Source organism: Streptomyces sp. NBC_01294, from assembly GCF_035917235.1.
Classification (GTDB): Bacteria; Actinomycetota; Actinomycetes; order Streptomycetales; family Streptomycetaceae; genus Streptomyces; species Streptomyces caledonius.
This window is the reverse complement of record NZ_CP108423.1, coordinates 4,969,643-4,982,666: the sequence shown is the minus strand read 5'-3', so window position 1 is coordinate 4,982,666 and position 13,024 is coordinate 4,969,643. Positions and strand designations below refer to the sequence as shown.

Sequence of the window (13,024 nt, the reverse complement as noted above, 5' to 3'; positions counted from 1 at the left end):
GCCATATGCCCGCGCCGACCCCTGGATGTGCCGTGCCCCGGTTCAGCGTCATCGTGCCCGCGTACAAGGTCCAGGCCTACCTCCAGGAGAGTCTGGACTCGGTCCTGGCGCAGTCGTACCCGGACCTGGAGCTGATCGCGGTCGACGACGCCTCCCCGGACGCCTGCGGTTCGATCATCGACGAGTACGCGGCGCGGGACCCCCGGGTGACCGCCGTGCACCTGGCGCACAACCTGGGACTGGGCCCGGCCCGCAACGCGGGCCTGGCCCGGGCCACCGGCGACTACCTGCTCTTCCTCGACGGCGACGACACCCTCGCCCCCGGCGCCCTCCAGGCCATCACCGACCGGCTGAAGGCCACCGGCTCCCCCGACGTCCTGGTCTACGACTACGCGCGCGCCTTCTGGTCGGGCGAACTGGTGCGCAACCGCCTCGCGCACCGGCTGTCCGAGGAGGGCCCGGCCAGCTTCCGGCTCGCCGACCGCCCGGCCCTGCTCGCCATGCTGATGGTCGTGTGGAACAAGGCGTACCGCCGCGAGTACGTGGAGCGCGAGGGCCTCGCGTTCCCGCCCGGCTTCTACGAGGACACCCCCTGGACCTACCCGGCGCTGCTGGCCGCGGAGTCCGTCGCCGTCCTGGACCGGGTCTGCGTCCACTACCGCCAGCGGCGCACCGGCTCGATCGTGACCACCTCCAGCCGCCGCCACCTCGACATCTTCGACCAGTACGACCGGGTCTTCGGCTACCTCGCGGGCCGCCCCGAGCTGGAGCGCTGGCGCCCGGCCGTGCACCGCCGGATGGCCGAGCACTTCTGCGCCCTGTACGCCGACCCGCGCCGCCTCCCGCGCGCCGGCCGGGCCGAGTTCTTCGGCCGGGCCTCCGCCCTGCTGCGCCGCTACCGGGCCCCGGGCGGCCGCAGCGCCCTGCCGCTGCCCCTGTCGCGGACCGACCGGGCCCGGCACACCCTGATGCGGCTGGGCACCCGGCGCACGTACCGGCTCCTGTCGGCGCTGCGCGCGGCCGGGCTGGCGCTGGGCCGCACGGCCTCGGCCCTGTGGCGGGGGCTGCGCGAAACGGGCCTGCGCGCGCACTACCGGATCCAGCGCCTCCTCCCCCTGCGCCCGGGGCTGGCGGTCTTCTCCGCGTACTGGCACGGCGGTTACGCCTGCAACCCGGCGGCGATCGAGGCCAAGCTGCGGGAACTGGCGCCGCGGATGCGGACGGCCTGGATCTGCGACCCGGCGCACGCCTCGACGCTCCCCCGGGAGACGGCGGCGCTGCGGCCGGGCTCGGCCGCGTACTGGACCGCCCTGGCCCGGGCCACGTACCTGGTGACGAACGTCAACTTCGACCGCTCCCTGGTCAAGCGGCCGGGCCAGATCCTGCTCCAGACCCAGCACGGCACCCCGCTCAAGCGCGTCGGCCTCGACCTGCAGGACCGGCCGGCGGCCACCCCGACCACGGACTTCGCGGGCCTGCTGCGCGGCGCCGACCAGTGGGACTACCTGCTGTCCGCGAACCGGCACTCCACGCTGGTCTGGGAGAAGGCCGTCCCCTCCGCCTACACCACCCTCGAATACGGCTACCCGCGCAACGACGTCTTCCACCGGGCCACCCAGGCGGACGTCCTCGAACTGCGCGAGCGCCTGGGCATCCCGGCGGGCTCGACGGCGATCCTGTACGCCCCCACCCACCGCGACTACCGGCGCAGCAGGCCGGACCACCTGGACTTCGAGCGGGTCCTGCGCGACCTCGGCCCGCGCTTCACGCTGCTGACCCGCACGCACCTCACGTACGCGGACACCGCCCCCTCGTGGGAGCCGCACCCGCGCCTCCTGGACGTCTCCTCCCACCCCTCGGTGGAGGAACTCTGCCTCGCCTCCGACGCCCTCGTCACGGACTACTCGTCCCTGATGTTCGACTACGCGGCGCTGGACCGGCCGATCGTGATCCACGCGGACGACTGGGAGGCGTACGAGGCGGCCCGCGGCACGTACTTCGACCTGCGGTCGTGCCCGCCGGGCGCGATCGCCCGGACCCAGGACGAGCTGGTGGACATCTTCACCACGGGCCACTGGCAGGGCTCGCGCTCCGCCCAGCTGCGGGCGGCGTTCCGCGCGCGCTTCTGCTCGTACGACGACGGCCACGCGGCGGAACGGGTGGTGCGCCGCGTCTTCCTGGCCCAGCCCACCCCGATCCCGGCCATCCTCCCCCTGGAGGACCGCCACCCGACCCCGGCGGCTCCTGTTGCCACTGCCCCGGACCCGGAGCCGACGCTGGCCCCGCTGACATCGAGCCCGTGGCCGTAGGGGATCAGATTCGACCTCCCCGGGGTCCGCACTCCGACGGCCCCCGGGCCGGCCACCGCGCTCAGCCCGCGTCGAGCGCGTCCAGAATCGTCCCGTCCAGATCGAGCGGGGCTCGCACCAGCGCCTGTTCCACGGTCCCTCTGGCAATGGCCGCCATGTCCACCTCGATGTGGCCGGACCCGTCAAGGCTGAAAGTCCCGCCACGTTCGAACATCAGTATGAGCGGCTCGAAAGGTGACGGCAGGTCCGGGAGGCCGGTGCGGGTGTCCGAGAGGACCGCGAAGTTCAGGGCCCACTTGAGGGTGTCCAGAACGACCGGCTGTTGCAGCCCGATCTTCTCCGCGATGCTCTTCACCAACTCGTCATCGATCCGCGCCGAAGGATCGATGCGCCCGGCGATGTCGAAGAACGGCCACTCCGTGGAACCGGTCGCCCCGGCCCACAACGCTGAGCGCCGCAGGAACTCGCGCATGAGCGCGACGCGCGAACGGGTCCGGTCGAACGAGCCGACCCAGTCGGCCCTTTCGAGCCTCGCCGCGAGGGTCACCGTCGCCGGCCCACCGGCCTTGCCGGCACCCGAGAACGCACCGCCATGACGTTTGATCACGCCGGGGAAGAGCCTGCCTTCAGGCCCGCCACCACCTGGCGGGCCAGGGTGTCCAGTTGGGCGGCCGTCACCGCGTCGCGGACGACGACCTGGCGCCAGTAGAGCGGGCCGATCAGCAGGTCGAGGGCGTGATCCGGGCTGATGCCCGCCGGGAGTTCGCCGCGGGCGACCGCGTCCGCGAGGATGCCCTGCGCCATCCTGTGCTGGCCGTCGAGCAGGGCGCCGCGTACCGCGTCCGCGATCTCCGGGTTCCGTGCCGCCTCCACCAGGAGGTCCGGGATCACCGCCGAGGCCACGGGGTGGCGCAGTACGTGGGACATGACCTCCAGCAGGGCCCGTACGTCGCCGTACAGCGAGCCCGTCGCCGGTACCGGCAGGCCGTCCACCGCGAAGGCTCCGACCAGGTCGAGCACCAGGTGCAGCTTCGACTTCCAGCGCCGGTACACCGCGGTCTTGCCGACCCCGGCCCGCCGGGCGATGCCCTCGATGGACATCTTCGAGAACCCGACCGCGGCCAGTTCCTCCACCACCGCGTTGCGGATCGCCTCGGTCACGTCCTCGCGCAGGACGGCTGCCCCGGCGGGGGCGCGGCGGGCGGGAGCGGGAGCGGGGGTGGGGGATGGAGTGGAGGCGGCAGGGTCCGTGGTCATGGGCAGAGCATATCCGGGCATCGTCACGACGATACGGTTGCGTTCCGTCGCTGCGCGCCCTAACCTCGCCGTAGCGACGATACGGGACCGTCCCATCGTCAGCGCCGACGTCCCGACCCGTCGAAAGCGACCCCTGTGACGACCGCGACCGCACCCGAAACCGCGCCCGCGACCGCGACCTCCGCGGACCTCGCGGATCTGGCCGCCGCCCACGGCCTCACCCTCAGCGGCGCCCGCCCCACGCTCCCCCGCTACATCGCGGAGCTCTGGGCCCGCCGCCACTTCGTGACCGCGTACGCGACGGCCCGCATGCAGGCCACGTACAGCACGGCCAAGCTCGGCCAGGTCTGGCACCTGGTGACCCCGCTGCTCAACGCGGCCGTCTACTACTTCATCTTCGGCATCGTGATGAAGGCCAGCCACGACGTGCCGGACTACGTCCCCTTCCTGATCACCGGCGTCTTCGTCTGGGACTTCATCGGCAGCTCCGTCAACGCCGGCACCCGCGCCGTCCACAGCAACCTCGGCCTGGTCCGCGCCCTGCACTTCCCCCGCGCGAGCCTGCCCATCTCGAGCGTCGTCCAGCTCTTCCAGCAGCTGCTCGTCACCATGGGCGCCCTGGTCGTCCTGCTGCTCGCCTTCGGCCAGACGCCCGCCCTGTCCTGGCTGCTGGCCGTCCCCGTCCTCCTGCTGATGGCCGTCTTCGCCGGCGGCTGCGCCATGATCATGGCGCGCATCGGCAGCAAGAGCCCGGACGTCAGCCAGCTGATGCCGTTCGTCCTGCGCACCTGGATGTACTCCTCGGGCGTCATGTGGTCCATCGACCAGATGCTCAAGACGGACCACCTGCCGCACTGGGTGCTGCTGATGCTCAAGGCCAACCCGGCGGCCGTCTACATCGACCTGATGCGCTTCGCGCTGATCGACAGCTTCGACGCGCACTCGCTCCCGCACCACGTGTGGCCGATCGCCATCGGCTGGGCCCTGCTCGCCGGCGTCGGCGGCTTCATCTGGTTCTGGAAGGCAGAAGAGGAGTACGGCCGTGGCTGAGACCGCGACGAAAACCGGCACCCGTGTGCCCACCGTGATCGCGGACGGCGTCCACGTCGTCTACAAGGTGAACGGCGGCGGCCGCAAGGGCGGCGCCACCGCGGCGCTCAGCCGCCTGTTCTCCCGCGGGCAGGCCCCCGGCATGACCGAGGTGCACGCCGTCAAGGGCGTCACCTTCACCGCGTACGAGGGCGAGGCCATCGGCCTGATCGGCTCCAACGGCTCCGGCAAGTCCACCCTGCTCAAAGCCATCGCCGGCCTCCAGCCGGTGGCCCGGGGCAGGATCTACTCCCACGGCCAGCCCTCCCTGCTGGGCGTCAACGCCGCCCTGATGAACGATCTGACCGGCGAGCGCAACGTCGTCCTCGGCGGCCTCGCGATGGGCATGTCCAGGCAGCAGATCCGCGAGCGCTACCAGGGCATCGTCGACTTCTCCGGCATCAACGAGAAGGACGACTTCATCTCCCTGCCCATGCGGACGTACTCCTCGGGCATGGGCGCCCGCCTGCGGTTCTCCATCGCCGCCGCCAAGGACCACGACGTCCTGATGATCGACGAGGCGCTGGCCACCGGCGACGCCGCCTTCCAGCGCCGCAGCCAGGCCCGCATCGAGGAACTCCGCGAGCGCGCCGGCACCGTCTTCCTGGTCAGCCACGGCATCAACACGGTCCGCGACACCTGCGACCGCGCGATCTGGCTGGAGTCGGGCACCCTGCGCATGGACGGCCCGTCCGACGAGGTCTGCGCCGCGTACGAGGCCTTCACCACGGCCAAAAAATAGCCCCGCCGACCCACCCCAGCCCGGCCGGCCCACTCCAGCCCGGCCGGCCCACTCCAGCCCCGCCGGCCCACTCCAGCCCCGCCGGCGTTTGAGGCGCGGGGTCCGGGGCGGAGCCCCGCTCTTTCAGCCCGGCCAATCCAGCCCCGCCGGCGTTTGAGGCGCGGGGGCCCGGGGGCAGAGCCCCCGCAACGGCGCCGCACCCGGCACACCCACGCTCACACCCACACCCACACCCACAACGGGCCGGGCCCGGGACCACAAGGTCCCGGGCCCGGCCCGTTCGGTACACCCCGCCGATCAGCTGTGCGTGCGCAGCAGCGACCGCATCGTCCGCATCGCCACCGACAGGTTCGCCAGGTCGAAGTCGTCCGAGCCCCGGATCTCGTCCAGGGTCGTCCGCGCACGCCCGATGATCGCCGTGTTCTTCTCCTCCCACGCCCTGAAGCGCTCCTCGGGAGTCGAGCTGCCGTTGCCCACCGACAGCACGTCGGCGGTCAGCGCCGCGTGCGCCGCGAACAGGTCCTCGCGGATGGAGGCGCGGGCCATGGACTGCCAGCGGTCGGCCCGCGGCAGCTCGATGATCCGGTCCATCAGCTGGGTGATGTCCAGGCGGTCGGCGAGGTCGTAGTAGACCTCGGCGACGTCCAGCGGGTCGACACCGGTGCGGTCGGCGATCGCGACGATGTCGAGCGTCGGGAAGGCGGAGGAGAAGCCGGCCACCTTGGCGGCCAGTTCCTCCGGGACGCCCTCGCCGGTCAGCTCGTCCACGATCGACTGGTACCACTCCAGGTCGGCGCCGCGCACCAGCTTCGGCACCTCCGCCCAGACCAGGCCCACGCGCTCCTCGAAGATGGCGATGGTCTCGGTGATCTGGAGCGGCTGCGGCCGGTTGTTCAGCAGCCAGCGGGTGGCACGCTCGACCAGGCGACGCGAGTGCAGCCGCACCCGGGTCTGGACGTCGGCCGCGACCTTGTTGTCGAGCGCCTCCACCGCGTCCCAGACATCGGCCAGGCCGAAGATCTCGCGGGCCGCGAGCTGCGCCCGGACGATCTCCTCCGTGGAGGCCCCGCTCTCCTCGCGCAGACGGTGCAGGAAGGTCGAACCACCGGTGTTGACGGTGTCGTTGACCAGGATGGTCGTGATGATCTCGCGGCGCAGCGCGTGCGCGTCGATCTGCTCGGCGAACTTGTCGCCCAGGGCGGCCGGGAAGTACGCGAAGAGCAGGCGGCGCAGGTACGGGTCGTCCGGCAGCCCGGTGGCGATGAGCTCGTCCGCCACCGTGATCTTGGTGTAGGCGAACAGCACGGCCAGCTCCGGCTGGGTCAGGCCCCTGCCGCTGCCCAGCAGCTCGCGGATCTGCCGGTCGGTGGGCAGGAACTCCAGCCCGCGGTCCAGCAGCCCGGCGCCCTCCAGGCGGCGCATGTAGCGCTGCTGGGCGTGGAGCAGGCTGGGGGCCTGGGCCGCGCCGTTGGCGAGCGCGGTGTTCTGCGCGTAGTTGTTGCGCAGCACCAGGTGGCCGACCTCGTCGGTCATCTGGGCGAGCAGCTTGTTGCGCTGCTTGACGGTCATGTCGCCGTCCGTGACGACCGCGTTGAGCAGGATCTTGATGTTCACCTCGTGGTCCGAGGTGTCCACGCCCGCGCTGTTGTCGATCGCGTCGGTGTTGACCTTGCCGCCGCTGCCGCCCGCACCGCTGTGGGCGAACTCGATCCGGCCGAGCTGGGTCAGACCCAGGTTGCCGCCCTCGCCGATGACCTTCGCCCGCACGTCGGAGCCGTTGACGCGGATGGCGTCATTGGCCTTGTCGCCGACGTCGGCGTGCGTCTCGGCCGTCGCCTTGACGTACGTACCGATGCCGCCGTTCCACAGCAGGTCCACCGGGGACTGGAGGATCGCCTTCATCAGGTCGGCCGGGGTCATCTTGGTGACGCCCGCCTCGATCCCGAGGGCCTCGCGGACGTGCGCGTTGACCGGGATGGACTTCGCGGCACGCGGGTGGATGCCGCCGCCCGCGGAGAGCAGCGAGGTGTCGTAGTCGGCCCAGGAGGAGCGCGGCAGCTCGAACAGGCGGCGGCGCTCGGCGTACGAGGTGGCCGCGTCCGGGGTCGGGTCGATGAAGATGTGCCGGTGGTCGAAGGCCGCGACCAGGCGGATGTGCTCGGAGAGCAGCATGCCGTTGCCGAAGACGTCGCCGGACATGTCGCCGACGCCGACGACGGTGAAGTCCTGGGTCTGGGTGTCGTGGCCGAGCTCGCGGAAGTGCCGCTTGACGGACTCCCACGCGCCGCGGGCGGTGATGCCCATGCCCTTGTGGTCGTAGCCGGCCGAGCCGCCCGACGCGAAGGCGTCGCCGAGCCAGAAGCCGTAGGCCTCCGCCACGCCGTTGGCGATGTCGGAGAAGGTCGCGGTGCCCTTGTCTGCGGCGACGACGAGGTAGGTGTCGTCCTCGTCGTGGCGGACCACGCCCTTCGGCGGCAGGACCTCGCCGGCGACCATGTTGTCGGTGATGTCGAGCAGCGCCGAGATGAAGATCTTGTACGAGGCGATGCCCTCGGCGAGCCAGGCGTCGCGGTCCACCGACGGGTCGGGCAGGTTCTTGGCGACGAAGCCGCCCTTGGCGCCGACCGGCACGATGACGGTGTTCTTGACCATCTGCGCCTTGACCAGGCCGAGGATCTCCGTACGGAAGTCCTCACGGCGGTCGGACCAGCGCAGGCCACCTCGGGCGACCTTGCCGAAGCGCAGGTGGACGCCCTCGACGCGCGGGGAGTACACCCAGATCTCGAAGGCCGGACGCGGGGCCGGCAGGTCCGGGATGGCCTGCGGGTCGAACTTCATCGACACGTAGGCGTGCTGCTCGCCCTTGTCGTTGAGCTGGAAGAAGTTCGTGCGCAGGGTGGCCTTGATGAGCGTGAGGAAGGCCCGCAGGATGCGGTCCTCGTCGAGCGAGGCGACCTGGTCCAGGGCCCCGTCGAGCTCCTCCATCATGGCGTCCACGAGCTCGCTGCCGGCCGTCTGGCGGACGGGCGCCATCCGGGCCTCGAAGAGCGAGACCAGCAGCCGGGTGGTGTGGACGTTGTTGCGGAGGGTGTCCTCCATGTAGTCCTGGCTGAAGGTGGAGCCGGCCTGGCGCATGTACTTGGCGTACGCGCGCAGGACGACGGCCTGCCGCCAGGTCAGCCCGGCGCTCAGCACCAGGGCGTTGAAGTTGTCGTTCTCCGCGTCGCCCTGCCAGACCGCGGCGAAGGCGTCCTGGAAGCGCTCGCGGGCGTCGTCGCCGAGGTAGACGTCGCCGTTCCCGGAGGAGACGGGCAGCCGCAGGCCGAAGTCGTAGATCCACGCGCTGACCCGGTCGGAGCGGCGCAGCTCGTACGGACGCTCGTCGGTGACCTCGACGCCGAGGCGCTGCAGCACCGGCAGGACCGCGGAGAGCGAGACCTGGTCACCGGCCCGGAAGATCTTGAACCGGCGCTCGCCGGGGCCCGCGCCGACGGGCTCGTACAGCGAGAGCGCGAACTCGCGGTCGCTGGCGGCGAGCCGCTCCAGGTGGAGCAGGTCGGCGACCGCGGCGCGCGGCGAGTGGTCGGCCTTGTAGCCCTCGGCGAAGGAGGTGCCGTAGCGGCGCAGCAGCTCGGCGGCGCGCTCCTCGCCGCACTCGGCGATCAGCGCTTCCTGGAAGCCGTCGGCCCAGGAACGGGCGGCCTCGACGAGGCGGGCCTCGAGGCGCTCGACGTCGGAGTCGGTCAGGACGGGCAGCTCGGTGCCCTGCGGGACGCGGATGACGAAGTGGATCCGGGAGAGGATCGACTCGGTGTTCCAGGCGGTGAAGTCGACGCTGGTGCCGCCGAGCTCCTCCCTCAGGATGTCCATCAGGCGCAGCCGGACGCCGGTGGTGAACCGGTCGCGCGGCAGGTAGACGAGCGCCGAGTAGTAGCGGCCGTACTCGTCCTGGCGCAGGTACAGCCGCAGCCGGCGGCGCTCCTGGAGGTACAGGACCGAGGTGACGATGGTCTGGAGCTGGTCGACGGGCGTCTGGAACAGCTCGTCGCGCGGGTAGGTCTCCAGGATCTGCGTCAGGTCGCGGCCGTCGTGGCTGGCCGGCGAGAAGCCGGCCCGCTCCAGGACCTCGGCGACCTTGCGGCGGATGACCGGCACGCGGCGCACGGACTCGGTGTACGCGGCGGAGGAGAACAGGCCGAGGAAGCGGCGCTCGCCGACGACGTTGCCGTCGGCGTCGAACTTCTTGACGCCCACGTAGTCGAGGTACGAGGGGCGGTGCACGGTGGAGCGGCTGTTGGCCTTGGTCAGCACCAGCAGGCGGTGCTCGCGGGCCTTGGCGCGGGCGTCGGCCGGCAGCCGGTTGAAGGACGGCGAGACCGGGTGGCCGTCCTCCTTGCCGCTGTGGTGCGGGTCGGATCGCAGGATGCCGAGGCCGGTGCCGGGCACGGCGGACAGGGCGTCGCCGTCGACGAGGTTGTACTCGCGGTAGCCGAGGAAGGTGAAGTGGTCGTCGGCGAGCCAGCGCAGCAGCTCGCGGGCCTCTTCGAGCTCGTACTCGCGCAGGTCGGGAGCGGTGGGCTCGTCGGGCAGGCCCTCGGCGATGCGCAGCGCGGCGTCGCGCATCTTCTCCCAGTCCTCGACGGACTCCCGTACGTCGGACAGGACGCGCTGCAGGTCGACGGTGATCTGCTTGAGGTCGGCGCGGTCGGTCTCGCGGTCCATCTCGACGTGGATCCAGGACTCGACGAGGCAGTCGTGGGGGCGCTCGGTCGCGGGGCCGTGCGCGTCGCAGTCGGGACCGAGGATCTCGATCAGCTTGCCGGTGATGTCACGGCGGACGACGACCTGCGGGTGGATCACGACGTGGATGCCGCGGCCCTGGCGGGACAGCTCGTTCGTCACGGAGTCCACGAGGAAGGGCATGTCGTCGGTGACCACCTCGACGACGGAGTGGCTGGAGGTCCAGCCGTTCTCCTCCACCGTGGGGGTGTGCACGCGTACGTTCGCGGTGCCCTGCGGCCGGTTCTCGGCCAGCCGGTAGTGCGAGAGCGCGGCGCCGAACACGTCGTCCGGGTCCCGGTCCGTGAGGTCCTCGGGCGCCGTGTGCAGGTAGTAGCGCTGGAGATAGGAAAGCACCGCGTCCTGGTCTGGACGCCCTCCCCGCTCGGACCCAGACGGAAGTAGCCCCCCGGCCGGGCTGTGCTCAGCTACCCGGGCCGCCCGTGTGAGCAGCTCGGCCTTTGCTTCGTCCAGCTTGGTCTGCATGTCCTCTGGCTCCTGTCGCGCGCCATTGCGTGACGTAGGTGAAGGAAGGAATGACATAGCGCCGCGAGGCGGGGTGTCCGTTCGGGATCGACGCTATGCCGTCGAGAGAGCCGACCGGGAGGGAATGAGCCATGATCGGCCTGAGGTCCCGGTGGCGGGGATCAGCGAAGGCCCGGGCACGGTCGTGCGCCGGGCGCAGGCCGGAGGCTCCAGTGCCCCCGATGACTATCGCGCTGATCACGGGTACCAGGCTATCCCGACCTACCCCCAGGTCGTCATTCGCTGCATCTGTACAAATCTTGGGGTGGAACTTTGACACTCTGGCCAGCGACACGGCCGGGCGGTCGTGCAGCGGCCTGTCCAGTCGCTATTCGGCCAGCTCACGAGCTGTTCGTACGGCCTCTGCCAGGGTGTCCACGACGGGTACACCGGCTGATTCCAGACTGCTGCGGCTGTGCGAACCGCCCGTGTAGAGGACCGCCCGCGCACCGACGTGGGCGGCGGCGAGGGCGTCGTCCACGGCGTCTCCGATGAGGACCGTACGGCCTGCCGTCACGCCCGTCCCGTCCAGGGCGGCCAGGTGACGTACGAGGTGTCCCGCCTTGGAGGTGTGGGAGGGCCCGACCCGCCCGTCGACGCGCAGGAAGTGCCGGTCGATGCCGTGCGCCTCCACCAGCGGTACGAGCTTCTCGTGGGGCGCGAGGGACAGCAGGGACTGGGTCAGCCCGTCCCGCTGCCACTCCTGGAGCAGCTCCCGGGCGCCCTCGGCGAGCGCGGCGCCCGCGGCGGCGGCCCAGTAGTGCCGGTGGAAGGCCTCGTCCATGACCACCCACTCCTCGTCGGTGGGCAGCCGCCCCATCAGGCGCTCGTAGAACTTCGGCACCGGCACGACGTACAGGTCGCGGTAGGTCTCCAGTGTGATCGGCGCGAAACCGAGCTCGGCGAAGGAGGCGTTGGTCGCGGTGATGACGGCGTCGATGTCGTGGAGGAGCGTGCCGTTCCAGTCCCAGACGATGTGGTTCGGACGGTTCGCTTCGGTCGTCGGCTGGGTCACTTCAGCAGCCCCGGAATCTCCTGGACCCCGAACCACAGCAGCTCGTGGTCCTCGGCGCCGTCGACGACGAACTGCGCGTCCGTGTCCCCGCCGTCGGCGGCGTCCAGGGCCCGTACGGCGGCGTCCACGTCCTCGTCGGCGTCATCGGCATCCACGTGCACGGCGGCGGCCACGGAGAGCCGCACGGCGGCGCCGAGGCTCACCTGGCCGAGGGTGGCCTCGTCGACGCCGGGGGTGGCGGTGGCCGCCTTGTCGTCGACGTCGAGGGCGACGACGACGCGCCGGCGCGGCGCGGCCGCGTCCGCGGCGAGCAGGCGCAGGGAGGCGGCCGCGGCGCGGTTCAGGGCCGCGTACTCCAGCTCCTCGATGTCGTCCGACACGTACCACTCGCGGAGCCCGGGGGTGACGGCGTACGCCCGCAGCGGGGCGGGGCCCAGCTCACCCGCCTTGTGCACCTCGGCGAGCCCGGGGAGGGTCAGGGGGACGTACACGCGCATGGCCGGCTGCTTTCAGTAGTCGGAAACGCCCCCAGGATACGACTCGCAGGGGGCCGGCCGGGTGAGGGACTCCGTCCCCCATCGGGCTGCGCGGCCGCGGCCGCCGGCCGTCCACCCCGGTCCCCTTCCGCGCCCCGCCACCGGCCGCGGAGGGGCCGCCGCGCACTCGGATAGGTGAACCGGGCCGCGGGGCGGCCGGGCCTCGGGCGTGGTTGCGGAGCGTGGTGGGCAACCGTAGAAGATCCCCATCAAGTTACCGCCCGGTACCGCTCCGGGCCCGGACTTTCGGGGGCAGATCGCGATGGACACCACGACGCGCGGCACGATCGGCAACGACGGGAACCGGCGCCGGCCCGGAGGCCGGACCCGGACCCGGCCCGCCGGCCGGCGCGACCCGCGGCGCCCGGCCGGACCCCCGCGCACCCTGCGGCTCGGCCCGCACCACTGGTTCGCCGAACGCCTCCTGGCGGTGGTCAGCGGCCTGCGCCCGGTCCACTCGCTCCTGGGGCACACCGTCGGCCCCGCCTACCAGCAGCTGGTCACCCTGGCCCCCGCGGACCCCCTGCGCGACCGCCTGCGCCCGGTCATCCGCCAGTGCGGCCGCTTCACCCCCGGCCCGGGAGTCATCGAAGCCTTCGCCCGCATCGCCACAGGCGACCGCCTGACGGCCATGGCCTTCCGCCTGGAACAGGGCCCAGACCTCCGCTGGCGCTGCGCAGCAGTAGAAATCCAGGGCCCCCGCCCGTAACCCCTTCCAGCCCGGCAATCCAGCCCAGCCCCGCCAATCCAGCCCCGCCGGCGTTTGAGGCGC

General features: G+C 71.8%; 9 protein-coding genes. 4 read left to right on the top strand and 5 right to left on the bottom strand.

Features of this window, described 5'->3' with window-relative positions; translation table 11 throughout:
- The first annotated feature begins 32 nt into the window (after positions 1 to 32).
- Positions 33 to 2,309, top strand: coding sequence for a bifunctional glycosyltransferase/CDP-glycerol:glycerophosphate glycerophosphotransferase (locus OG534_RS22540; RefSeq protein WP_326590189.1), 2,277 nt, complete (start codon positions 33 to 35; stop codon positions 2,307 to 2,309).
- Positions 2,310 to 2,370: 61 nt separating this feature from the next.
- Here the strand turns inward: OG534_RS22540 and OG534_RS22535 are convergent, their stop codons facing one another.
- Positions 2,371 to 2,916 carry a hypothetical protein gene (locus OG534_RS22535; RefSeq protein ID WP_326590187.1) on the bottom strand — a complete coding sequence of 182 codons (546 nt, stop codon included), beginning with the start codon at positions 2,914 to 2,916 and terminating at the stop codon, positions 2,371 to 2,373.
- On the bottom strand, positions 2,913 to 3,566 hold the full coding sequence (locus OG534_RS22530; protein ID WP_326590185.1) for a TetR/AcrR family transcriptional regulator: 654 nt from the start codon (positions 3,564 to 3,566) through the stop codon (positions 2,913 to 2,915). The genes OG534_RS22535 and OG534_RS22530 overlap by 4 nt, the downstream gene beginning before the upstream one ends.
- A gap of 135 nt (positions 3,567 to 3,701) precedes the next feature.
- Between OG534_RS22530 and OG534_RS22525 the strand changes: the two genes are divergently transcribed.
- Positions 3,702 to 4,616: an ABC transporter permease gene (locus tag OG534_RS22525; RefSeq protein ID WP_326590183.1), complete on the top strand. Its 915-nt coding sequence runs from the start codon at positions 3,702 to 3,704 to the stop codon at positions 4,614 to 4,616.
- On the top strand, positions 4,609 to 5,397 hold the full coding sequence (locus OG534_RS22520; RefSeq protein WP_326590181.1) for an ABC transporter ATP-binding protein: 789 nt from the start codon (positions 4,609 to 4,611) through the stop codon (positions 5,395 to 5,397). The genes OG534_RS22525 and OG534_RS22520 overlap by 8 nt, the downstream gene beginning before the upstream one ends.
- A 297-nt stretch (positions 5,398 to 5,694) precedes the next feature.
- Here the strand turns inward: OG534_RS22520 and OG534_RS22515 are convergent, their stop codons facing one another.
- From OG534_RS22515 to OG534_RS22505, 3 genes are all read right to left on the bottom strand, one after another.
- Positions 5,695 to 10,662, bottom strand: coding sequence for an NAD-glutamate dehydrogenase (locus tag OG534_RS22515; protein ID WP_326590180.1), 4,968 nt, complete (start codon positions 10,660 to 10,662; stop codon positions 5,695 to 5,697).
- A gap of 367 nt (positions 10,663 to 11,029) precedes the next feature.
- Entirely contained in the window at positions 11,030 to 11,716 is a 687-nt protein-coding gene (locus OG534_RS22510; protein ID WP_326590179.1) for an HAD family hydrolase, read from the bottom strand.
- Positions 11,713 to 12,213, bottom strand: a complete 501-nt coding sequence (locus OG534_RS22505) for a DUF6912 family protein (protein ID WP_326590177.1) — start codon at positions 12,211 to 12,213, stop codon at positions 11,713 to 11,715. The genes OG534_RS22510 and OG534_RS22505 overlap by 4 nt, the downstream gene beginning before the upstream one ends.
- Before the next feature lie 301 nt (positions 12,214 to 12,514).
- On the opposite strand from OG534_RS22505, the gene OG534_RS22500 reads away from it, so the two are divergent.
- Entirely contained in the window at positions 12,515 to 12,961 is a 447-nt protein-coding gene (locus OG534_RS22500) for an Rv3235 family protein (RefSeq protein ID WP_326590175.1), read from the top strand.
- Positions 12,962 to 13,024 lie beyond the last annotated feature (63 nt).